Here is a 23249-nt window from a genome sequence, read left to right as displayed (position 1 = left end):
CCGGCCATCAAAGACAATTACTCAATGACGAGGTCACCCAGGTAGGGGAAGTTCATGACGTTGAGCACCGGCTCAATGTTCACGTTCTTCTTGGACGCCCAGGCCAGGTCCTGCCAGTGCAGCGGAATGAAAGCCGCATCCTCGTAAAGGCGCTGTTCCACTTCCTTGAGCATGGCCGCCCGCTTCTCCAGATCGGTCTCGACGTTGGCCTTGTTCACCAGCGCGTCGATTTCCGGGTTGCAGTAGTTGCCAGCGTTGTACTGGCCGGCACCGGTTTCGGCATTCGGGCAGAAGGTCAGGAACTCGAAGAAGTTGGCGGAATCCTCGGTGTCGGCGTGCCAGCCGATCATCATCATGTCCGCAGCGCGGTTGTCATACTCCGGCCAGTACTGGGCCTTCGGCAGTGTTTTCAGGTCCACCTTGATGTTGATGCGAGCCAGCATGGCCGCGACCGCCTGGGCGATCTTGTCGTCGTTCACGTAGCGGTTGTTGGGCGCCATCATGGTGATGGTGAAGCCGTCTTCATAGCCGGCTTCTTTCATCAGCTGCTGGGCCTTGGCCACATCAAAGCGTGGTGTCAGGGACGCGTTGTGGCCCTGGTAGCCTTCCGGTGACATCTGCGCCGCCGGGGTGGCGAAGCCTTTCATGATCTTGGCGGCAATGCCTTCCTGGTTGATGGCGTAGGCAATGGCCTGGCGAACCTTGGGGTTCTTGAACGCTTCCACCCGATCCTGGTTCATGTGGAACAGAATGATCCGGGTACCGCTCATGGTGACCAGGTTGACGTTCTTGTCCTTGCGAATCCGCTCCAGATCATTGGGCGGCACCGGGGCAATGAAGTCCACACCGCCAGAGAGCAGCGCCGACACGCGGGTGGCGTTCTCCTTGATTGGTGTCAGGGTGATGGTGCCAACGTTGCCCGGAGATTCGGTATCCCAGTAATCGTCAAAACGCTCGAATTCCACCCGAACGCCCTGTTGACGGTCGGTGATGACATAGGGACCAGTACCGGAGAGATTTTCCGAGGCGAAGGAGTTACCGTGTTTAACAATGGCGCTCTTGTCCTTGCCGCCCTCGGTTTTGCCGGTGTAGAACTCGCTGTCCATCGGGAAGATGTAGGTGGCGGTGTTCAGCAAGAGGGGGTAGGGCTCTTTAGTGACCAGCTCGAAGGTGTAGTCGTCGATTACCTTGAGCTCGCTGAACGGTTGGAAAATCGCCTTGTAATCGGGGCTCTGCTTGAGACGCTCAAAAGTGAACTTCACGTCCTTGGCGGTCAGCTCATTGCCGGAATGGAATTTCACGCCTTCCCTGAGCTTGAAACGCATGGTGTTCTCATCGATGCGTTCCCAGCTCTTGGCCAGGCGCGGCTCGAACTGCAGATCCGAGGTCCAGCGAATCAGCGGATCGAAGGTCATGTGGCTGAGCTGCAGCATACCGCCAGACAGCTGCTCATGAATATCAAGGGTCACGGGGTCGGCGTCGTACGCCATCTTCAGTTCCTTGGTTGCCTCGGCAGACAGGGCTACCGGCGCCGTTGCCAGGGCCATGGAACCGACAAATGCTGCTATCAGTTTTTTCATCGCGTTTTCCGTCGCTGTTTTAAGAATTTTCACGGAACATCGGCGCAGAACGGCGCCGAATGCCTGGCCAACAAGCTAGTCTCGGAAACCACGTAGGGCAATCGAAATTACGACAAGGGCCTATACGCCAGGTGAATGACCCGATTTGGCGCAGGGTTATAGCCTGAAAACGAGAGGCAGAATCAGGGCGGTGAACACCCCGGTGAGGCCCATGCCCAGTGACGCAAAGGCGCCAGCGGCAGGGCTGATTTCAAACGCGCGCGCCGTCCCGATGGCATGGCCATTGAGGCCCAGGGCGAAGCCCAGAATCCGTTCATCTTTCACCGGCAACAGTCGGGCAAACAGGTCAACGAAGAGGGTTGCCACCACGCCGGTGATCAACAGGCCACCCATCATCAGCGGCACCGAACCACCCAGCTGCTCGGTAATGCCAATGGCAATGGGTGCCGTTACCGACTTGGGCGCCAGCGACGCCAGCACCTCCGGCGTAGCGCCCAGTGCCCAGCCGATGACAAGGGCGTAGACGGCAGCCATGGTAGCGGCGACCGGCAGAGTGACCAGAATCGGGCGCCACATGGCACGGATATGGTGCATTTGCTGGTACAGCGGAATGCCCAGGGCCACGGTGGCAGGCCCCAGCAAAACGGTGAGCCACCGGGCGCCCTGCCGGTAATCGCGATAATCAATCGCCAGAACGGCAATCACACCCGCCAGCAGGCAGGCCGCGAGCACCACAGGCGGCAGCCACAGCGGCCTGCCAAAGCGGTTGAACAGCCAGTTACCGGCAAAGAACGCGCCGAGGGTCAGGCCGATGGCCAGAACAGGAGTTACGGCCAGCACATCCAGTAGCGCCTGGCAGCGCGCAAGAAGCTCACTCACGTTCCGTCACTCCCCGGGCCGTTACCCACTTCATCAGTAACAGGGTCGTCAGCACGCTGAGCAGGGTCCCCAGCAACAGCGCCGCGGCCACCGCCAGCCACTGCCCGGAGAACTGACTGGCGGTAAAGAACACCCCCACCACCCCCGGCATGATCAGCAGCACCAGCACCGAAATCAGCCCCTGGCTGGCCGTTGCCAGCGCATCGCTCACGCTGCCCTTCACCATCAGAGTAAAGGTAATCAGCACCATCCCGAGCACGCCACCACTGACCGGGAGCGCCAGCAGCAGGCGCACGGACTCACCGAGTATGAAAAACAGCACCAGAACCAGAAAACCACGTAACAGCGGCATGCACTTACATCCAACGGAAAGAATTGCATTACACTAGCCAAACTCCCACCACGATACCATCGCAGGAAGCCCATGGCGCTCAAAGCAACCGTTCTGAAAGCGACCCTCAACATCGCCGACATGGACCGCCACTACTACGCCGACCACCATCTGACCCTGGCCCAGCACCCGTCGGAAACCGACCAGCGAATGATGCTGCGACTGCTGGCCTTCGCCCTGAACGCCAGCGACACCCTGGAATTCACCCGTGGCCTGAGCACCGATGACGAACCGGAACTCTGGCAGAAGGACCTGACCGGAGAGATTGAACTCTGGATCGAGCTAGGGTTACCCGAAGAAGACCGGTTGCGGAAAGCCTGCAACAAGGCGGCGCAGGTGATCCTCTACACTTACGGCGACCGCGCCTTTACGGTGTGGTGGGACAAACATCATGGCAAGCTGGAGCGCTTCGACAACCTCCGCGTTGTGCACCTCCCTGGGGAAGGCACCGAAGCGCTTACGGCCCTTGCCGGGCGCTCCATGGCGTTTCAGGTGACCATCCAGGACGGCGAAGTGACTTTCAGCAACGACACCAGCCTGGCCTCAATCACACCCGAACCACAGCTGCATGAAACCTGAGCCGGCGACTTGCCCGCGGGGGCTGGACAGCGGCGAGCTTCGCACGTAAGATTGCGCACTCGAAATCGGCGAGCCCTCGCCGTGCTCGAAGCGCCCGTAGCTCAGCTGGATAGAGCGTTGCCCTCCGGAGGCAAAGGTCATAGGTTCGAATCCTATCGGGCGCGCCATTATTCGAAAGGCCTGCGTGAGAGCGCGGGCCTTTTTTATCGGCCCACGATTGCCTCAGCCCGCCCCCGCGCAAAAGCATCAACATCCACTGGCCGGCCGAAATAAAACCCCTGAAACCGATCGCAGCCCAGTTCGCTCAGGAGCCGGTGCTGCTCGGCCGTTTCCACGCCCTCGGCCACCACTTTCATGCCCAGCTTGTGGGACAGGGTGATGATGGTTTCTATGATCACCCATTCGCTCCGGGCAACGTCGTACTCCGCCTTCTGTACGAAGGCCTTGTCGATCTTGACTTCATCGAACGGCAGGCTGGACAGATAAGCCATGGAAGAGTAGCCGGTACCAAAATCATCCATGGCGATCCGGATGCCGGTTTCCCTCAGCGCTGTCATTTTCACCAGGGCATCATCCAGATCGTCCAGAACCATGGATTCGGTCACTTCCAGGCACAGGCGGGCTGGATTGATGCCATGCCGCCCGACCGTTTCCATGACCCGCACAACAAAGTCGGGTTCGTGGAACTGTTTTGAGCTGACATTCACCGAAAGTATCAGGGAGCCAAGCTCGGGATCCTCGGACCAACGGGCAAGCTGGGCACAGGCTGCGTCAATCACCCACTGTCCCAGAGGCAGAATCAGGCCGTTTGCTTCGGCAATCGGGATAAAATCGGACGGCGGTATGTATCCGAGCTCGGGATGGTGCCAGCGCAGCAGCGCTTCCACTCCCTCACACTGCCCTGCCAGCCCCACCTGCGTCTGGTAGACCAGCGTAAGCTCCTGTCTTTCAATGGCACGCCGGAGCTCAATTTCCAGGCGAAAACGGGATTCCAGTATCGACTGAACGCCCGGGTCGTGAAACCGCACCGTGCTCCGACCTACCGACTTGGCCTCATACATGGCGGCGTCGGCCCTTTTGAGCAACTCCTCCCGGGACAGACCGTCGCCCTTGAAGAGAACAATGCCCATGCTCGCCCCACACCGGTATTCATAACCGCCCAGATTGACCGGCTCGCCGAGGATTCTGAGCAGGGTTTCTGCAAGCTTTTCCGCATTCCGGGCTGCACTCTCTTCAGTGGTGCCCAGCTCGTTGGCAATGATCACGAACTCGTCACCGCCGAGTCGGGCGACCGTGTCGCATTCGCGGAGATTCTCGGTCAACAGTCGCGCCAGGCCGATCAGCAGTCTATCGCCAAAGGAGTGACCGAGACTGTCATTGAGCGTCTTGAAGTCGTCCAGATCAATGTAGAGCAACGCGCCAAACTGCCCGTGCCTGGCGGAGGCAGCCAGGGCGCAATCGATGCGATCCTCAAATAATCGGCGATTCGGCAAGCCGGTGAGCTCGTCGTAGAAAGCCAGCTGGTGTATTCGCTCTTCCGATCGCTTCTGTTCCGTGATGTCGGTGATGAACCCGCTCCAGACGATACTGCCATTGTGTTGTCGATCGGGGATCGAGTTACCCAGAAGCCAACGCTCCTCACCCTGGAGTCGAACCCGGAACTCGTGTCGCCAGACGGTCAGATTCTCTGCCGACTGCTGAATGGAAGCCCGCAAGCCTTCAATATCGTCAGGGTGAACACGCCTGAAAACCACATTTACATCCGGCTGCACATCGGTAGCTCTGACTCCCAACACCGATTCAATCGCGTCGCTGGCATAGGGGAAGTGGGCGTGGCCGTCCGCGTCTATCTGGAACTCGTAAACCATACCCGGCAATCGACCAACCAGCTTCCGGAACCGGTCGTCCAGGCGTTGTGCCTCCTGTTCCGAGCGCGCGGCCAGCGCATCCGAGGCCAGGATTCGATGCCGCAAAATGACCGTGATAGTGGAGACCACAAGGATGAAAACACTGGCGATTACCGCAAACACCGCGATTAGGGTCTGGTCGATAATCTCTCCGGACGGGACGCCCGAGACAACGCGATCAGCAGGGATGAAAACGGTGGCAGCCATCGCCACATAATGCAGGCTCGAAATGGCCAGACCCATAAAAATCGCCGTTGCGGTTTTGAAGACGACGCCAGACGCCTGGATCGGCAACCGTTGCCTCAGCTTGCGGATCATCCTGGGCACACTGAGTGCGAGGCTTGCCATCACGACAGCAACCAGAATAGACGCCAGGAACAACGTCGGTCGGTACACCATCTGGGCGTCAACCAGCATTCCACCCATGCCGATGTAGTGCATCACACCAATGCCCGCGCCCATCAGGGCGCCACCCAGAAGAATGGAGCCCAGCTTCGGTTCCGAGCGCTGTAACACACTCAGCCCGATGTAACCGGAAAATACGGCAGGAACAATCGAGGCGAGAGTCAACAGGGGATCGAAGTAGACCGTCATGGGCAGGCGGAACGCAACCATGCCGACAAAGTGCATGGTCCATACCCCCAGCCCCATGGCGATCGCGCCGAACACATGCCAACGACGCATGGCGCCGCGAGAACCTGAGGCTCTGATAAGATCCACGTGGCTGACGCTTGCAAAGGCGGCAAGCACGGCAACCAGGACAGAAACAACTACCAGCGGCACCGAATACTGACCGACAACGGCGTATTCTAGAGACGTACTGGTATCAGCGAACTGGAACTGCATGGATAGCCGCGTTATTTCGGTGCATTGGTGCCCACTATAGCTGGAACTGAGTCTGCCTGCTGCAGCCCATCGGGAAAATTCTCCCGCCATTGCCCGGCCCACTGCTGCACCTGGTCTCCGGGCATCGGTTTGGCAATGCCGTAACCCTGGCCATAGAGACACCCGATCTCCATCAACCTGGCGCTGTGGTCCGGCGTCTCGACTCCCTCCGCAATAACGTCAAGGCCGAACGAGTCGGCAAGACCCAGTATGCCCTGCACAATGGCAAAATCGTTCGGATCCCGCAGCATGTCACGCACGAAGCTCATGTCTATCTTGAGCTTTTCAACCGGCAGACGCCGCAGGTAGGAAAGCGATGAGTACCCGGTGCCGAAGTCATCCAGTGAAAACACAACGCCCAGCGACCGACATTCGTGGATCAGCTCGGAGACGGTTTCGAGGTCTTCCAGTGCCGACGTCTCGACAATCTCCAGCTCCAGCTCTCCGGCAGGCACCGAGGGGTATCGTTCCAGGATGTCCTTCAGGCGACATGCAAAGGGTTTCTGCCGGAGGTGGAAGGAGTTGATGTTCACGCTGACCGGGACCTCAAAACCCTGATCCCGCCACTCGGCCATTTGCCGCAAAGCCGCCTCAAGAACCCACTCGCCCACTCTGACACTCAGTGCGTGATGTTCAATCAAAGGCAGAAACTCACCAGGGGCCACCAGCCCCCGTGCGGGATGCTGCCAGCGAATCAGGGCTTCCAGCCCGATGACGGCCCCGGTTCTCATATTTACCTTGGGCTGGTAAAAGAGCACAAACTCCCCGTTCTGCAGGGCCGCACTTACCTGGCCCACGGATTCGTGGAACTCCCGAACCGCCTTGTCGTTCTCGGTATCAAAGTACTGGTAGCCGTTGCGGCCCTGCTGCTTGGCGGCGTACATGGCCTGGTCTGCCTGGCGCAGTAGCTGGTCGGCGTCCAGGTCGTCCTTCTGGGGATAGAAGGTCAGTCCTATGCTCGCCGTTATGTCCACCTGCCGACCGGACAAGAGTACGTGTCTTGCCACCGCTGCGAGAATCCGTCTGACCACGTCATCGGCGGTTTCCTGCTTCTCCAGTTCTGGTAATACGATGACAAACTCATCGCCACCGAAACGAGAGAAGGTATCGCTGTCTCGTAGCTCTTCGGAAATCCGATGGGTGATGATCCGTAGCAACTGGTCGCCGCTTTCATGGCCCAGGGTGTCGTTCACCTGCTTGAACCCGTCCAGATCAAGAAACAGCACGGCCAGGCGCTTGCGATTGCGCTCGGCCTGGCGCATGGCCTGGTCGAGCCGGTCGCCCAGAAGTACCCGGTTGGGCAGCCCGGTGAGTGCGTCATACCTGGCCATGCTTTCGAGCTGGCGCTGGTAGGTTTTCAACTCGGTGATGTCGCTGATCAGGAAGATGTAGCGCCGCACCGCGCCGCGCTCCCCCCTGATTGCGCTGATTTTCAGAACCAGTTCGACGGCATCGCCCCGCTTGTTGGTCAGCGCGGTTTCGCCCTGCCACTGGCCAAACTGGTCCAGCGCAACGAGCACCGCCTGGCTCAGAAATGCCGTGCCCTGATCGGGAAATAGCGACTCCACTTTGCAGCCCGCGGCCTCGTCGATCGGGCAGCCGGTTATCTGGCTGAAGGCGGCATTCACAACCACAATCACGAAGTCCGGGTCGGTCAGGAAAATGCCCTCGTCCACGTGGCGGAACACGCTGGCAGTAGTCTCCTGAAGTTTCCGGTCTGACCAGAAGCGCTCCGTGGCAATCGAGATTACCTGGCAGGCGCGATTGATAACATCTACTTCCCAGGGCGTTTGCGGGCCACCAACCAGCCGCAGAATCCGAAGACTGCCCAGCAGAAGCCCCTGGGAATCCCGAACAGGCACCACCTGCCAGGGTCTGCTCGCCAGGGCTGCAATACTCCCTTTACCCACCAGAAGGTAGGAAGCAGGCGGGAAGTAAGTGTTTGCTTCGCAGTCAGGCCCGCCCAGTTCAATCACACAGCGTACCCGGATCATGGATTCAAGGTTGGCCAGGACCGTACGATAGACCTCTTCCAGCGCCCCCCGCCTGGCCAGCTTTTCCAGTGCCTCTCGCCCAAACAGCTCGAGCTCGGACATCCTTCTCTGTTCTGTCACCTCGGTTTCCACCGCAATAAAGCCGGTAATGCCGCCATTCTCCGCACGCAAGGGCTCACAGTTGATGCGAACCCAGTAGGGCAACCCATCCTTTCCGCGATTGGTTACTTCTTCTTCAAAACTGCGCCTGTCTGCCAGCGCCCGGCGAATTCGTGTTACCGCCTCCTCGTCCGCACCCGCGTTCGCCAGAACGGGGGCGAGCTTGCGGCCCTTCATATCCTCAATTCCGTATCCGGAAATGCGGGTAAACCCCTCGTTAAGCCACTCCACCCGGCCTTCCAGATCGGTAATCACGATGCCGTTGGTTGAACTGTTCAAAGCGGTCGAGAGTCGCCAGATCGGCGCCGTGAGCACCCGACTGAGGATCTGGGAGGCGAGGATGCCCAGAAGCAGCAGCACGCCGAGCAGTACCACCAGTTTGAAGGCTGCACCCGCGAGTTGTGCGGCAACAGGGCCCGAGGGTGCCTGAACCACCACCGTGAGTGGCTCACCGTTGTTTACCGACTGGACCATCTGGTAGCGACCCTGACGTAACGCCTGAACGAACGAGAGATTGCCGGGTGGTTCCAGAAAGCGCAGCTCGCCGTCTGTCATGGGCGCAGAGGTTGGCCGAAGCTGGTCTGTCCAGGGCCCACCGTTGCTTGCGACGACCGTTCCGAAGGGATCGAGTATCGCGAAGGCCAGGGAGGAATCGATTCTTGGCCGGGCCACAAAATCCGCAAGAACCTCATCCGCCGGTCGCTCGGACAACTCCACATCGGTGGCGAGGTGGTTCAGCAAGCCCGACAGACGGGCCACCAGAAGATTCTCCGTGTTTCGCTCATCGTGCTTGCTCGACTGGATGATAGGCAGAGTGCCCGCACCGAGGATGAGCGCCACCAGCGAGTGAAACAGTATGTTCTTGATCTGCTGGCGCCCCAGATAAAACCGGGAAAAACGCCCAAGCCCTATATTGATCAGCAAGACGGCAAGACTGGCCACCAGCACATTGAAAACGGCGTTGATGAACTGCTTCAGGGTAATCAGCCAGGAAGACTCGAACGGCAGGGCAATGATCTGCGTGAGGTACAGCAGGGTGATGGGCATGCCTGCCACAACCCAGAACAGGATATCCGCACTGAGCAGCGACTTGCCTCTGCGGCGGCTCAATCCAAAGACAATCGCCGCTTCCAGAGCGAAGACCAGGCCTGCGTAGGGATGCCCCCACATAAACCAGGTGACCGCTCCACACGCGCCGGCCACCGCCAGTGCCGCGGGCAGGCTCAGAAAAGCGACGGCAATAAAGACAAAAATCGGACCGAAAATGAGATCAACACCGAAGGCCAGGCTCACCGAAAAGATATTGCCCAAACCGGCCAGAAGCGCCAGCACAGGCGCAGCGGCAAAGGTGGCAAGCCGGGCAGAAAACAAACGATTCGCACCGTTCATTGTCCATTACCTCGGTGGGCGGGCATCATCGGCGGGAAGGCTGGAGCAATCGGTTTTCCCGGCTTCTCAATTCATTGTAGTTGACTGGTCAGGAGTTGACGGATTATGCGCCTCAGCCCCTGGAATCCCCGGATTCCCGGGCCTCTGACCCAAGCCCCCGCAGCCACGCCGCGCGGAACGTCTCGGCGGCCACACCGGCGATCAATCCAAAGAACGGATCCGCCCAGAAAGTGACCAGAGCCGTTACGCCAATGACTGGCCAGCAGGACGGTTTGGCAACCCTGAGCCTGCGGGAAAAACCAAGCTCCACCGCTGCAACCAGCAGCAGGGCACCCAGCCCGGCTGCCGGAACCGCAGCAATGAAGGACAGGCCGCCGGGCACCAGCGCTACCAATAACAGACAAGAACCGAGGACCACCGGTGCCAGACCGGAGCGGGCGCCAAAGCGGTAATGGGCTGCAACGCCGCCCGCACCGTGGCACATGGGCAAGGCGCCGAAAGGCGCCAGGCACAGGTTGGCCAGGCCGGTGGTCACGGACAGCCGCGCCGGTGTGGCCCGGTGGCCCTGCTCACCGAAGTAGTCGCCCACCACCAGCGCCGTCAGCACGATGGCATTGGTAACGGTCAGCGCCAGTTGTGGCAGTACGAGCATGGAGAAGCCCTGCTGCCACTCATCCACGGACGGCAGTTGGGGCAGCGGGAAGGGCTGCGAAGACGCCTCAGGCAGCGGCAATCCCGGGGCACCGATCAAAACCCCGATTCCCAGGGCCACGGCGAGCCCAACGAGCGCTGCGGGCCAGGCTGGCAAGAGCCTGAGCATAAGGATCAGGACCATCAGAGTCACCAGACCCGCCATGGGGGAGGTGACGATCAATCCGACGCTCATCCAGGCCAGCAGCAGCCCGAGCCCCAGTTGCAGCCCGCTGAGCACAGAGCCGGGCACCAGCCGTGCGGCCCGGTTGATCCAGCCGGTCGAACCCAGCACCAGCAGAATCGCACCAATGAGCACACCGCCGGCAATCAGGCTGCCGGCACTCATCTGGGTGGTAAGAAGAAGCGCCGCCACGGCTTTCATGGGCTGTACCGGCACGGGCAAACGGTAATACAGCCCTGTGGCAATGTAGAACAGGGCAAAACCCAGCAGTACGGGCACTGGCGCCAGCCCGGCAACGCCAATGGCCCCGAGCGTCAACGGCAGCAGCGTACCTATGTCCCCCAGCGCGCCGCTGATCTCGGTGATCAGATTCTTTTTGGTCAACCCCATCAGAGGGCTCCTGCCGTAACGGTCTTTTTATTGTTGTCGTTCAAGCGTTGTACACAACTTTGCCAAGCTCACTTATATCATACCCCCCTAACGCCTCGGCGCGCTGAACAAATCGTTCGCAGCGCACAAACCCCAGCAGGCGCTGCATGGCCGGCTCAAAGTAATGGCGCCGGCGCATGGCCAGATCAAAATGCTCCTGTTGCAGGGGAATGAACGCCAATCCCTGGCGCCGGGCCGCCGCCTCAATACCTATTCCCACATCGGCTTCGCCCTGGCGGATGGCCAGGGCAAGGTCGTCTTCGCTGAGCGATGGATGCACTGCCCAATCCAGTTGCCGGGCATCAATCCGGTGGCGCGCAAGCAGCCCCTGCAGCAAATGGCTCACGCCGGCGTCGGGCTGGCGGTGAGCCAGCCGGATACCGGGGCGGGCAAGGTCTTCTATCCGGGCCAGCCCGTGGGGGTTGTCCGCCGCCAACAACAGCCCCTGCTGGCGCCTGGCCCAACGAATCAGCACCAGGTCCCGCATACCACTCAGGCCCAGGGTGGCAGGATCGTTGTAGCTCTGGCTGTCCGCGTGCCAGATATGCACGCCCGCCAGCATCGCCCGGCCATCCACCAGCCGCTGGACACCGTCGCCACTGCCCTGGCATAGCAGCGCCAGCTCGGCGCCGCTCTCTTTCACCGCCCACTCCAGCAGTGGATCCTGGCTGCCCGCCAGCACCTGCGGGGTTGGCGAGCTCACGGCGTCGTCGCCCTCCAGGTGGTTCATCAGCCACAGGTCTATACGCTGGCGAGGGAACAACAGCTTACCGGTTACCCGCACGCACGGAATCACGCCCTGGCTGACCAGATCGTACACCTTGCGCTCCTTCAGACGGAGGTACTCGGCGGCTTCAGCCGTGGTGAGGTAGGCGGGAAGGGGCATGGGCTTCTCCTGGGGCCTGCGATAGGCGTATGACTGTTTTTAACTGCATTAATTCCACAACGCTGTGCAAAGCGTAGTGAAAAGCGCCAGGATGCTCAACGGTGAGGAGACGCGGTTGTGGACAATAATAATGCGTTTTATGTAGCACTCTCGCTACTGTTGAATCTAGATTCGTCACTGCTCCAGATTGTGGGACTGTCTTTGCAGGTCTCGCTGATGGCCGTCGTGATTGCAGCTGTGCTGGGGTTTCCCCTGGGCGCGGCCGTGGCGCTTTGGCGATTTCCGGGGCGCGGCGGCGTTGTGGTGGTGCTCAACGCCCTGATGGGTTTGCCGCCAGTCGTTGCCGGCCTGATGGTGTACCTGCTGCTGTCCCGGGCCGGGCCACTGGGCGAGTTCGGACTGCTGTTCACACCCGGCGCCATGGTCATCGCCCAGGTGGTGCTGGTACTACCCATTCTGGCTGCCCTCTCCCGACAGAAAGTGGAAGAGCTTCTGGGAGAATACCGGGAGCAACTGGTGTCTCTTGGCATGTCACGCCTGCGCATGATGCCGACCCTGCTCTGGGATGCCCGCTTCGCCCTGCTGACCATCCTGCTGGCCGGGTTCGGGCGTGCCAGTGCCGAGGTAGGCGCCGTCATGATGGTGGGCGGCAACATCGACGGCATTACCCGGGTGATGACCACCGCCATCGTACTGGAGACCGGCAAGGGCAACCTGCCCCTGGCCCTGGGGCTGGGCATTGTCCTGCTGACACTGGTGATGCTGATCAACGCCACCGTCTATCTGGTGGGAGAGACGGCAAGGCGGCGCGCAGGATGACCTCTCTCAACGGGCTTTTCACCGCGGCCACGGTGCTTTCCCCAGCGCCCGCCCTGCACTTTAACCAGGTAACCTTCAGCCACCAGGAAAAAACGCTTCTGGGCCCCTGCTCGTTTGCGCTCGACGGCACCGGCCCCACCCTGGTCATGGGCCCCAACGGCGCCGGCAAAAGCCTCCTGCTCCGATTGGCCCACGGCCTGCTCACCCCCACCGAGGGTCAGGTGTCCTGGTCTACCGGCACCCGCCCAAGGCAGGCCATGGTGTTCCAGCATCCGGTGCTGCTGCGCCGTTCGGCCATGGCCAATCTGGTGCACGCCCTGGCGGTAAACAACGTGGCGCGCAGAACTCGCACAAAGCTGGTGGCGGAGGCCCTCGAGCGGTTCGGTCTCACCGCCCGCGCCCATACCCCGGCACGAGTGCTTTCCGGTGGCGAGCAGCAACGGCTTGCCCTGGCCCGCGCCTGGGTGCTCCGCCCGCAGGTCCTGTTCCTGGACGAGCCCACCTCCGCTCTGGATCCGGCGGCCATCAAGGCCGTTGAGGCATCGGTACGGGAATTTCACAACCAGGGTACCCGCATCGTGATGACCACCCACGACCTTCACCAGGCACGACGACTTGCCAGCGATGTGCTGTTCCTGTCCGGCGGACAGGTCCGCGAACACACACCCGCAGAGACGTTTTTTCAATCGCCTGCCTCCCGCGAAGGGCGGGCCTACCTTTCCGGAGAACTGGTTGACTAGTTCCTTCAAACCGACGACGGGAGAATAAAAGATGCAGAAAACCCTGAACCTGATACTTGCAGGCGTAACGACCCTGGGTTTCGCCATGAGCGCCCAGGCGGAGGAATACATCACCCTGGCCTCGACCACCTCCACCCAGAATTCGGGGCTGTTTGACGCCATCATCCCCAAATTCAAGGAAGCTACCGGCATTGATGTGCGGGTAGTGGCCGTCGGCACCGGCCAAGCGTTCGAAATCGCGCGGCGGGGCGATGCCGACAGCCTGCTGGTTCACGACACCGCTGGCGAAAAGCGATTTGTCGAGAACGGTTACGCCACGGAGCGCGCAGACGTCATGTACAACGATTTCGTACTGATCGGTCCGTCTGAGGATCCCGCCGGCATCAGCGACGCACAGAGTGCCGCCGAGGCCTTCGCGGCCATCGCCGAGGCAGAAGCGCCCTTTGCTTCCCGCGGTGATGACAGCGGCACCAACCGGGCCGAACTGCGGCTGTGGGAGAATGCCGGCGTGGAACCGGGCGGCGACTGGTACCGTGAATTGGGCAGCGGCATGGGCGCCACCCTTAACACGGCCGCCGCCATGAATGCCTACGTGATGTCTGACAGAGCCACCTGGGTGGCCTTCAAGAATCCGCAGAACCTTGAGCTGCTCTATTCCGGCGATCCGGCCATGTTTAACCAGTACGGCAGCCTCCTTCTGTCAAAGGAAAAGCACCCGGGACTCAAGCACGATCTGGCGGAACAATGGCACAACTGGCTGATTTCCGAGGCCGGCCAGCAGGCCATCGCCGGCTTCAAGGTGAACGGACAGCAGTTGTTCTTCCCGAACGCTAAGTAACCATCCCGCCTCGACGAGAGCCCGGCCCCAGCCGGGTTTTTTTATGCTTGATCACCCGCTGTTTTTCCCAAACGCCAAATAGGCTAATCTCTGGCAATCTGCGTAGATAACCCACGCTCAAAGACTTCCAGAAATGGCCGCAAAAAAACAATGACGATTGACCCCATACTCCCAGACCCGAAAGACCCTCGCCTGTCACGCGCGGTGGAGGGTGTCGACGAAACCGGACAGCCCAAAGCGATCAACGTGATCGAAGAGCGCCCCCTGACCATCTACCTGAACAGCCAGGAAATCGTGACCGCCATGACCATCGGCGACCACCCGGAATACCTGGCACTTGGGTTTCTCCTGAACCAGGGCATGCTCACTGCAAGGGATAAGGTGACCGGCATCGACTACGACGAGGAGCTGGAAGTGGCGGTTGTCAGAACCGCCGGCACCACCAACGTCGAGGACAAGCTGGAGAAGAAAACACGCACCTCCGGCTGTGCCGTGGGCACGGTGTTTGGTGACATGATGGCCGGCCTTGAGGGGCTGGAACTGCCGGATACTCCGGTGCACACCAGCACCTTTTACGATCTGTCGTTCCAGATCAACCACACCCCTAGCCTGTACATGGAGACCGGTGCCATCCACGGCACCGCACTCTGCCAGGGCCGGAAGATCCTGGCCTACATGGAGGATGTCGGGCGCCACAACGCGGTGGACAAGATTGCCGGCTGGATGCACCAGAACGACATTTCGGCCGAAGACAAAGTGCTTTACACCACCGGCCGCCTGACCTCGGAAATGGTGATCAAGACCTCCCTGATGGGCATCCCCACCCTGATCAGCCGCTCGGGGTTCACCGCCTGGGGCGTGGACATTGCCCGCCAGGTGGGGCTGACCCTGATCGGGCGCATGCGTGGCCGGAAGTTCACCTGCCTCAGTGGCCAGCACCGGCTGGTGTACGACCAGGACCTGTCACAGGTGCCCGAAGAGGACAAAAAAATGCGCCGCAAGGGCGCCCGGGACGACGACTGAGGGAGGCGACCTATGACGCAATGCGCGGTGATTCTGGCCGGCGGGCAGGCGACCCGCATGGGCGGTGGCGACAAGGGCCGCCTGATGCTGGGGGACCAGTCGCTGATCGAGCGGGTCATAGCCCGGATCACGCCCCAGGTGGACGCCGTGGTGCTGAACGCCAACGGCGATCTGGCAAGGTTCAGCGACCTGGGATTGCCTGTGGTGCCCGACTCGATCGGGGATTTTCCCGGCCCCCTGGCCGGCGTACTGGCCGGCATGGACTGGGCAGCCGAACAGGGCTATGAGTGGCTGATCAGCGTGGCCGCCGATACGCCCTCGTTTCCGCTGGACCTGGTTGAACGCCTCAGCCAGGTCGACACACCCATCGCGCTGGCCGCAACGCCCGATCCGGACCGTGGCCGTTTGCCCCAGCCTACGTTTGGCCGCTGGCCGGTGGCGCTGCGCCATGATCTGCGGGCGGCCCTGAATGACGGCGTGCGCAAGATCCGCCAGTGGACTCAGGCCAAGGGCGAAACCCTGGTCATTTTCGACGACAACGACTTTTTCAACATCAACACCCCGGACGATCTCGCCTGGGCGGAGCAGAACCTGACGTGAACATCATCGGCATTGTGGGCTGGAAAAATTCCGGCAAGACGACCCTGGCCAGCGCACTCATCCGCGAGCTCACCCACCGTGGCCTGAAGGTCAGCTCGATCAAACACGCCCATCACCAGGTGGACATCGACCAGCCCGGCACCGACAGTTACAAGCACCGGGAAGCCGGCGCCCGCGAGGTCATCCTCGCTGGTGGTCAGCGCTTTGCCATCATGCACGAGCTTCGGGAGGCCGCCGAGCCCTCTCTGGAGGAACTACTGGCCAGGCTGTCACCCTGCGACTGGGTGGTGGTGGAAGGATACAAAACCCACGACCACCCGAAGATCGAAGTCCACAGAAAGGACACCGCGCGCGCCCCGCTGTACCGGGAAGATGCCAACATTATCGCCGTGGCCTCCGATTACGATGCGGATTTCCAGGGACCGTTGTTCGATGTCAATGACATCACCGGCATGGCCGACTTTATTATCGAGAACGTTCCGCCATCAGCGAGAGAGTCATGAAGCCCCTTCGCAACGACTGCTTTGCCTTGCCCCCCGGGGTGAACTGGACACCGGTTGAAGAAGCGCTGGAGCGCTTGCACTCGCGCCTGCATCCGGTGGTGGATGTCGACCGCGCTGTGCCCCTTTCCGAGGTGAATGGCCGCATTCTGGCGAGTGACGTGTTAGCGCCTCGGGCGCATCCTCCCAGCACCAACTCCGCCGTTGACGGCTACGCCCTGGCCGGACCACTGACCAACGTACCCTGCACCCTGCCACTGGTGGATGGCCGCAGTGCCGCCGGCGAGCCCTACCAGGGCACGGTTCCGCAAGGCCACGCCATTCGCATTCTCACTGGCGCGGTCATGCCGGCAGGCACGGATACCGTGGTTCTGGAGGAGGACTGCGAAGTGGTGGATGGCCAGCTGCAACTGAACGGCACCCTGAAGCAGGGCGCCAATGCGCGGAAGGCTGGTGAGGACATACAGGCGGAAGAGTGCGTCCTTACCGCAGGCACCCGGCTGACGCCGACACAGATTTCGGTGCTGGCCAGCGTTGGCGTGGCCTCGGTGGATGTATTCCAGCGCCTGCGCGTGGGCGTGCTGTCCACTGGTGATGAAGTCAAACCGGTCGGCGCCGAGGTAACCGACTGGCAGATCTACGATGCCAATCGCCCCATGCTGAGCGCCCTGGTTACCCGGCTGGGCTATGAGCTGATCGATCTGGGCCATGTGCTGGACCGGGCGGAAGACGTCAAGGCGGCGCTGGAGCGCGGCGCCGAGCAATGCGACCTGATCCTGACCAGCGGCGGTGTCTCCGCCGGCGACGAAGATCACGTCTCGAAAACCCTCAAAGCCCATGGCGAGATCAGCAACTGGCGCATCGCCATCAAGCCGGGACGGCCGCTGGCGCTGGCGATGTTCAAGGGCACCCCGGTGGTGGGCCTGCCCGGCAACCCGGTGGCCGCCTGGGTCTGCGCCCTGCGTTTCGCGGCCCCGGCCATGGCGCTGCTGGCCGGGGGCGAATGGTTTGAACCCCAGGCCTACGTACTGCCCGCCAACTTCTCGAAAAACAAAAAACCCGGGCGCAGCGAAATGTTACGGGCCCGGGTTCGGGATGGCCAGGTAGAGGTGTTTGGCTCGGAAGGCTCCGGCCGGGTAACTGGTCTGGCCTGGTCCGAAGGCCTGGTGGAGCTGGACGAAAGCGCCCGGCAGATCGAGCAGGGCACCCCCGTGCGCTTCATTCCCTACGGCAGCTTTGGCCTGTAATCAGTCCACGCTGCCGTGCACCGCAAAGGCTTCCAGTGAAGCGTCCTGCGGCGCCCGGGAACGATAGGTCTCCTCAACCCCCAGGTCGGTCAGGGTACGGCTGACCATGAGCAGGGTATTGTCCTCGAAGTCCTCACACATGCTGCGCATCTGGTCGATTTCTTCGCAGGCCACCGGGTAGGCGGCCTCGATGTCCGGGGCGCCGTAGATCTCCACGAAGGTCTGCGCCAGGGTGTGGCGCAGCCGCTCCAGCTCCGGCTCGGTGATATCGCACACGCCAACAAAGCTGGCGCGACCACCGGATTCAATGCTGTACCAGCCATTGGTGAACGCCTGGCGCGCCTTGCCTTTCAGATCGGCTTCGGTCCAGTTGGAAAACTCGAAGCCGCCGGAAATGGCCCACTCACCGCTTGGGGCCGGCCGCTCGAAGACGTTCTCATCGGAAATATCCAGTCGCAGGGTTCGGGCCAGTTTCATACGCTTTCTCTCAAGAGGTGTTTTTGCGAACAGCTGTTCGTTCACAAGTGCTCTGCAAATTCAATCAGACTCACTGTTTCGGTCATCACATCCTGGCGCACCAGCATACGTCCCTTCTCATCCAGCCCCACAAACAGGCCTATTCTGGGCTGTTCGATGCGTTTGCCGATGGCGTCACAGCGTGGGCGCCATTCGTTGTGCACCCGCTCAAATCCGCTGTCCAGAAAATAGGTCAGCCACAGAAGCGTGTGCTTGGACCAGCTCTCCAGCAGCGCCATCGGCGTTATCTCGACGCAGCCCTCCTCGTACAGGCAGGTCTGATCGGGTGTTTCGCCAGGCTCCCCGCCCGGGTGGGTGAAGGGCACAGCAATGCCGATCACCAGCCAGTTGGGCGTGGCTTTGGGGTCAGACACATCGGCCGCGAACCGGACACTGCCGCACAGCGCCCCGTTCACCTTGATGCGGTCGGGCCATTCAAACTGCACCGGCACTTCCGGCGGCGCCAGGGCGCCGAGGCTTTCCGCCAGACCAATCTGGGCCACATACACGGCCTGAATGGCCTCTTCCAGAGGAGTCTCGGGCGCCAGCACCAGGGCGGCGCGCAGGGTATCCACCGCCTCGGAATAAAACACCGTACCGGAATCCACGCCGGCAATGGCGCGGCTGACAGCCTTGTCGAACGGATCCGTGTGCGGCGGCACCACTTCTCCGGTCAGTAACGGGGGGAAACGGGGTGACTCGATCATCGGATGGCCTGGGCGTAGAGTTCAGAACCAACGATTTCATCGGCCAGTCGCTGGAACGCCTGCGCCTGTGGGCTCTCGGGCTTGGACACCACGATGGGCACGCCACCGTCGGAGCCTATCCGGATGTCCAGATCCAGCGGAATCTCACCGAGGAACGGCGCTCCCAGTTTTTCTGCCTCGGCCCGGGCCCCGCCATGGCCGAACGGGTGATGCTCCTTGCCGCAGCCGTCGCAGATAAACGACGCCATGTTCTCCACCAGACCAAACAGCGGCACGTCCATGCGCTTGAACATGTCGATACCCTTGCGCGCGTCCATCAGGGCGATGTCCTGGGGCGTGGACACCACCACGGCACCGGCCACGAAGAACTTCTGGCTCAGGGTCATCTGCACGTCACCGGTGCCCGGCGGCAGATCGACCAGCAGTACGTCCAGTCGCCCCCAATCCACCTGGTTCATCATCTGCTGCAGGGCGCCCATCAGCATGGGCCCACGCCAGACGATGGCCTCCTCTTCCGAGGTCATCAAACCAAGCGACATCAGGGTAACCCCGTGGTTTCGCAGCGGCAGGATGGTGTGGCCATCCGGGCTCGACGGCCGGCCGGACACGCCCAGCATCCTGGGCTGACTGGGCCCATAAACGTCTGCGTCCAGCAGCCCCACTTTCAGCCCCTTGGACGCCATCGCCACCGCCAGGTTGGAGGAGACGGTGGACTTGCCAACGCCGCCCTTGCCCGAGGCGATGGCGATGATGCGGTCAACGCCCTTCGGGTTCTTGTCCTGAGGCCGGGGCGCATCGGTGCCAATCAGGTTACTTTTTCCTACTTCGGTGTACTGGACCATGGAAATTCCTGTCTATCAATCAATTGTCCCGGTAGTCATCACTGGTGCGAACCTTGGGTCTTGCGGCGCCAGCCATGGGCGCTGAGTCGCCATGGAACTGTGCCTTCACCCGGCAGTCGTCGCACATCTTGATGAGCTGGACATTATCAGATTTGGTGTACATCCAGTGCTGGTTTTCCAGCTTGGCAACAATCCGGTTGATGGTGCTGGCCACCCCGAAAGGCTTGCCACACTGAATGCATTCGAACGGTTCTTCTGCGTGCAGGGCTCGAGCGCTGAGTGCCGCCTTGGACAGATCCAGCTGTGGTTTGAGCGTAATGGCTGTTTCCGGACACGTGCTTTCGCAGATACCGCACTGCACGCAAGCGTTCTCGGTGAACTGCACCTCCGGCCGGTCCGGGTGATCACCCAGGGCGCCGGTGGGGCACAGGGACACACAGGCCAGGCAAAGGGTGCACTTGTCAGAGTCGATCTCAATGGCGCCATAGGGCGCGCCCTTGGGCAGAGGAATCGGCTCATCAACCTTCTCAGCCATGGCAGTGGCGGTCACCCGGGTGATATCGCGACGACCGCCAACCAGCAACACCGGTTCGCTGACCCGTCCGGCGTTGTCTCCCGGCGCGGAAAGCTCGATGGCGTCAATCACCCGTACCCGGCTGGGCGAGTTATGGGTGCCGGTCAGCATTGCCTGAGCCAGTTGCACTTCCGCCGCCAGCGCCCGCTTGTCCAGCTCATTGTCCGCCAGAATCAGAACCTCCGCGTAGCCGGCCCCGAACGCCGCCATTATCTCGGCGTGACCAATCCGGTCCACATGCTCGAGGCCAAGCGGAATCAGGTCATCGGCCAGGCCGTCGTCGTAACGGGCCAGGTAGGTGATGGCCTCGGCGCCCGCTTCCAGAGTGTGAAACACAAGGCGCGGCGATTCGTGAGTGTGCTCGCGATAGGTCTTTGCCATCACGTCCATCACCTTCACCAACGCCTCGTAGGGCGTTTCGTTCATGGTGACGGCGGATGTGGGGCACACGGCCGCGCAGGAACCACAGCCGGCGCAGATATCGGAATCGATCTGGATGTGATCCCCGGCGGAAAAAATCGCCTCCGTGGGGCACACATCGAGGCAGCGTGTGCAGCCGGGTTTGTTTGCCCGGGAATGCGCGCACAGGGACTCCTCAAGCCGGAAGTACACGGTCTTCTCGAACTCGCCGACCATTTCCCGCGCCGTCAGGGCAATGCGCTCCAGTTCCCCGGATTTGGCAGGATCTGCCCAGAAATAGCCGTTGCGTTTCTCATGGCTCGGGAACGCCGGTGCGCCTCCGCGCAGGTCGATAAACACATCGCATTCGCTGCGGGCCGTGGCCTGGGCCGGTGAGTAACCCAGCTCGCCGCGACCGGCCGGGTGCAGCGTCTGCAGACCGGCAAACTCCAACTTGAAGTTACCCAGGGCGCCGTAGGCGCTGGTCAACTTCCCCTTGGCCACATCGTAAGCTGCGGAAGGCAACTGGATGGGCCCGGCGTCGTTGACCACACAGGTCACGCCCAGCTCATCCTGCACCAGCCCGGCCATGCGGATGGCCTGCTCAGTGGGACCGACAATGCAGCAGACGCCGCTGGACTGGATGGTTTTCGCCGGCGCCGACGGCCCGGGCAACTGGGCCGCTGCCACCAGCGCCGCCTGCTTGGCTTCCAGTCGTTTTGGATTGGCGTTGGCGGAACTCCACCCGGCCCGATCCCGGATATCAATGGTGCTCAGTGGCGCCACATGCTGAATCTCGGCGTGGACGTCTTCCGCCAACCGCTCGAACAGCGCCGCCTGCTGGCCGCAGGCAATGAGCACGTCGTTGCGGGCCCCCAGATGCTCGGCTGCGGTCTTCATATCCTTGCCGCACAACTGGTCTACCGCAACCACCTGCTCGGCACCGGCAACCGCCTGAAGAACCTCGGAATTGAAGGTCTGGCTCTTGTCACAGGTGCACAACAATAGGGATTTTTTTTGGCTCATCAGGAACTTTACTCTGTTCGTTGTTGTTATACGTATACGTATCACTCTCTCACTTCGAGCATGCCATAGCCATCGACTTTCGAACAATTGGATAATTGTTGGAGCCCTGCTAGTTTCTAGCTATAACAAGAAGAGATCCATCATGAGCAGTAGAACCGATCACTGGAAACGCACACTACAGGTTGGCGCCGTTGTTCGCCGGTCTCCCGGAGTAACCCGCTGGGCCAAAGAAATCTGGAAACCTGTCGCTGTCATCCCTGGGGCACCCGACGCCTTCTGGAAAGAACTGGTCCACGACGGCGAGGTGGTTGACTACCACGCCGGCACGGTCACCATGGAGCTGTTTCGAGCGGACGTTGAGGGCTATCTGGTATCCCTCAACATGAGCGTGCCGTCTGCCTGGGTCATCCTCGATCGGGACGTCACCGGTCAGTCTCCTTCAGGCTGGATGCTCAGCACCATCACCGCCAATGCCCACGAGGCCCTGGACTCCCTGGACAGTGGCGAGAGTATCGTCGAGTCTGTTCCCATCCCCGAGTCCCTGGCAGCCTGGATCAAGGAATTTATCGACATGCACTACATCGAGGAGCCGTTCAAGAAGCGGCGCCGGGACGAGGTGCGTGTGGATGCGGTGGAAGACGCCAAGGGCGACCCGCGCATCCGACAGGAAAGCGACGTGTTCCGGGCGCCCAACAACATCAAGAAACCCAAAGTGCATTAACGAGGGTGTAGCAATGGTTGAATCCCGTTGGCAGCGCTGGTCCCGTAAAAAGGCCGAAGCCAATCGAAAGGTTGGGCCTACCCCCGCGCCGGCACAGGAACCGGAACCGTCAGCCCCCGCCCCGGAGCCGGAGCAGCAGGAGCTGGCCATTAACGAGACGCTGTCGGAACAGGAACTGCTCGATAAATACGGGCTGCCTGATCCGGCGTCCATTGAAATCGGCACGGACATCACCGGGTTCATGCGCCGGGAGATTCCCGAGTTTCTGCGTCGCAAGGCATTGCGGAGCCTCTGGAAATCCAATCCGGTGCTGGCCGTATTGGACGGGCTGAACGACTATGACGAGGATTACACGCTGGCTTCCACGGCCGGACAGACCGTTAGTTCGCTTTATCGGGTCGGTGAAGGCATGGTCGAGAAAGCCAAGAAGGCAGCCGATGTCGTGGATGAACCGGTCAGCAGTCTGGCGCAACCGTCAGACGTCGAGTCCGAACCCGTCAGCGACCAGCGCCCGGAAGCCCAGACCGCACTGGAGGCCGACGATGCCCCGGAGCCGCAAGTTCCTGGCAACCTCCGGGTCACACAGGCGGAACCTGAAGAGACCGAAGAGGCGCCGGAACCCCGGTTCCGGCCTCGCATGCGTTTTGACTATTAGTGAAATACGATTCAGCTATTGGTAAATGTATCGTTGCTTGCTCCACTATTTGCCGATGTGTACTAAGCTAGTGTGAGAGTGCGCACATAA

21 protein-coding genes and 1 tRNA gene are annotated in these 23249 nt (G+C 61.2%); 11 read left to right on the top strand and 11 right to left on the bottom strand.

The window, feature by feature from the left end:
• Positions 1 to 17: 17 nt before the first annotated feature.
• The 3 genes from AC0J1C_RS01880 to AC0J1C_RS01870 all read right to left on the bottom strand — a co-directional run bounded on the left by AC0J1C_RS01880 (position 18) and on the right by AC0J1C_RS01870 (position 2811).
• Positions 18 to 1580, bottom strand: a complete 1563-nt coding sequence (locus AC0J1C_RS01880; protein ID WP_473045393.1) for an ABC transporter substrate-binding protein — start codon at positions 1578 to 1580, stop codon at positions 18 to 20.
• Between the two features lie 156 nt (positions 1581 to 1736).
• Positions 1737 to 2459: an LrgB family protein gene (locus AC0J1C_RS01875; RefSeq protein WP_473045392.1), complete on the bottom strand. Its 723-nt coding sequence runs from the start codon at positions 2457 to 2459 to the stop codon at positions 1737 to 1739.
• Positions 2452 to 2811 carry a CidA/LrgA family protein gene (locus tag AC0J1C_RS01870; protein ID WP_473045391.1) on the bottom strand — a complete coding sequence of 120 codons (360 nt, stop codon included), beginning with the start codon at positions 2809 to 2811 and terminating at the stop codon, positions 2452 to 2454. Before AC0J1C_RS01870 ends, AC0J1C_RS01875 begins: the two co-directional genes overlap by 8 nt.
• Positions 2812 to 2883: 72 nt before the next feature.
• Here AC0J1C_RS01870 and AC0J1C_RS01865 point away from each other — a divergent pair, with 72 nt between their 5' ends.
• Together AC0J1C_RS01865 and AC0J1C_RS01860 are read left to right on the top strand one after the other, a co-directional pair.
• Entirely contained in the window at positions 2884 to 3429 is a 546-nt protein-coding gene (locus AC0J1C_RS01865; RefSeq protein WP_473045390.1) for a YaeQ family protein, read from the top strand.
• A 90-nt stretch (positions 3430 to 3519) separates the two neighbouring features.
• Positions 3520 to 3596 (top strand) — tRNA-Arg (locus tag AC0J1C_RS01860).
• Between the two features lie 36 nt (positions 3597 to 3632).
• On the opposite strand, the gene AC0J1C_RS01855 is transcribed toward AC0J1C_RS01860, so the two are convergent.
• From AC0J1C_RS01855 to AC0J1C_RS01840, 4 genes are all read right to left on the bottom strand, one after another.
• Entirely contained in the window at positions 3633 to 6182 is a 2550-nt protein-coding gene (locus AC0J1C_RS01855; RefSeq protein WP_473045389.1) for a bifunctional diguanylate cyclase/phosphodiesterase, read from the bottom strand.
• An 11-nt stretch (positions 6183 to 6193) separates the two neighbouring features.
• Entirely contained in the window at positions 6194 to 9763 is a 3570-nt protein-coding gene (locus tag AC0J1C_RS01850) for a sensor domain-containing protein (protein WP_473045388.1), read from the bottom strand.
• Positions 9764 to 9875: 112 nt separating this feature from the next.
• On the bottom strand, positions 9876 to 11027 hold the full coding sequence (locus AC0J1C_RS01845; protein WP_473045386.1) for a putative sulfate/molybdate transporter: 1152 nt from the start codon (positions 11025 to 11027) through the stop codon (positions 9876 to 9878).
• Between the two features lie 40 nt (positions 11028 to 11067).
• Positions 11068 to 11952 carry a substrate-binding domain-containing protein gene (locus AC0J1C_RS01840; protein ID WP_473045385.1) on the bottom strand — a complete coding sequence of 295 codons (885 nt, stop codon included), beginning with the start codon at positions 11950 to 11952 and terminating at the stop codon, positions 11068 to 11070.
• A 117-nt stretch (positions 11953 to 12069) separates the two neighbouring features.
• Between AC0J1C_RS01840 and AC0J1C_RS01835 the strand changes: the two genes are divergently transcribed.
• From AC0J1C_RS01835 to AC0J1C_RS01805, 7 genes are all read left to right on the top strand, one after another.
• Positions 12070 to 12771: an ABC transporter permease gene (locus AC0J1C_RS01835; RefSeq protein ID WP_091990166.1), complete on the top strand. Its 702-nt coding sequence runs from the start codon at positions 12070 to 12072 to the stop codon at positions 12769 to 12771.
• Positions 12768 to 13511 (top strand): ATP-binding cassette domain-containing protein, encoded by a 744-nt coding sequence (locus AC0J1C_RS01830; RefSeq protein WP_473045382.1) that lies wholly within the window; start codon positions 12768 to 12770, stop codon positions 13509 to 13511. The genes AC0J1C_RS01835 and AC0J1C_RS01830 overlap by 4 nt, the downstream gene beginning before the upstream one ends.
• A gap of 31 nt (positions 13512 to 13542) precedes the next feature.
• A complete protein-coding gene (locus AC0J1C_RS01825) occupies positions 13543 to 14349 on the top strand; it encodes an ABC transporter substrate-binding protein (protein ID WP_473045380.1) in 807 nt (268 codons plus the stop codon).
• A 150-nt stretch (positions 14350 to 14499) separates the two neighbouring features.
• Positions 14500 to 15372 (top strand): formate dehydrogenase accessory sulfurtransferase FdhD, encoded by an 873-nt coding sequence (locus AC0J1C_RS01820; protein WP_473045379.1) that lies wholly within the window; start codon positions 14500 to 14502, stop codon positions 15370 to 15372.
• Between the two features lie 12 nt (positions 15373 to 15384).
• Positions 15385 to 15972 carry a molybdenum cofactor guanylyltransferase MobA gene (gene mobA / locus AC0J1C_RS01815; RefSeq protein ID WP_473045378.1) on the top strand — a complete coding sequence of 196 codons (588 nt, stop codon included), beginning with the start codon at positions 15385 to 15387 and terminating at the stop codon, positions 15970 to 15972.
• Complete coding sequence (gene mobB, locus AC0J1C_RS01810) at positions 15969 to 16475, top strand: molybdopterin-guanine dinucleotide biosynthesis protein B (RefSeq protein ID WP_473045377.1); 507 nt, start codon at positions 15969 to 15971, stop codon at positions 16473 to 16475. Before mobA ends, mobB begins: the two co-directional genes overlap by 4 nt.
• Complete coding sequence (locus AC0J1C_RS01805; RefSeq protein WP_473045376.1) at positions 16472 to 17719, top strand: molybdopterin-binding protein; 1248 nt, start codon at positions 16472 to 16474, stop codon at positions 17717 to 17719. The genes mobB and AC0J1C_RS01805 overlap by 4 nt, the downstream gene beginning before the upstream one ends.
• Here AC0J1C_RS01805 and AC0J1C_RS01800 read toward each other — a convergent pair whose 3' ends face one another.
• The 4 genes from AC0J1C_RS01800 to AC0J1C_RS01785 are packed head-to-tail and all read right to left on the bottom strand — an operon-like array spanning position 17720 to position 21783.
• Positions 17720 to 18196, bottom strand: coding sequence for a DUF6505 family protein (locus AC0J1C_RS01800; RefSeq protein WP_375183278.1), 477 nt, complete (start codon positions 18194 to 18196; stop codon positions 17720 to 17722).
• Between the two features lie 41 nt (positions 18197 to 18237).
• Positions 18238 to 18942: a biotin/lipoate--protein ligase family protein gene (locus AC0J1C_RS01795; RefSeq protein ID WP_473045375.1), complete on the bottom strand. Its 705-nt coding sequence runs from the start codon at positions 18940 to 18942 to the stop codon at positions 18238 to 18240.
• Positions 18939 to 19784 (bottom strand): Mrp/NBP35 family ATP-binding protein, encoded by an 846-nt coding sequence (locus AC0J1C_RS01790; RefSeq protein WP_473045373.1) that lies wholly within the window; start codon positions 19782 to 19784, stop codon positions 18939 to 18941. Before AC0J1C_RS01790 ends, AC0J1C_RS01795 begins: the two co-directional genes overlap by 4 nt.
• A gap of 19 nt (positions 19785 to 19803) precedes the next feature.
• Positions 19804 to 21783 (bottom strand): 4Fe-4S binding protein, encoded by a 1980-nt coding sequence (locus AC0J1C_RS01785; protein WP_473045372.1) that lies wholly within the window; start codon positions 21781 to 21783, stop codon positions 19804 to 19806.
• Positions 21784 to 21925: 142 nt separating this feature from the next.
• Here AC0J1C_RS01785 and AC0J1C_RS01780 point away from each other — a divergent pair, with 142 nt between their 5' ends.
• Entirely contained in the window at positions 21926 to 22504 is a 579-nt protein-coding gene (locus AC0J1C_RS01780) for a DUF3305 domain-containing protein (protein ID WP_375183512.1), read from the top strand.
• 13 nt (positions 22505 to 22517) lie between these two features.
• Positions 22518 to 23159: a DUF3306 domain-containing protein gene (locus tag AC0J1C_RS01775; RefSeq protein ID WP_473045371.1), complete on the top strand. Its 642-nt coding sequence runs from the start codon at positions 22518 to 22520 to the stop codon at positions 23157 to 23159.
• Positions 23160 to 23249: the final 90 nt, after the last annotated feature.

The sequence above is a fragment of the Marinobacter sp. E2 genome, assembly GCF_055755345.1.
Note: the sequence above shows the minus strand (reverse complement) of the source record. Positions and strands in the feature narration are given on the sequence as shown.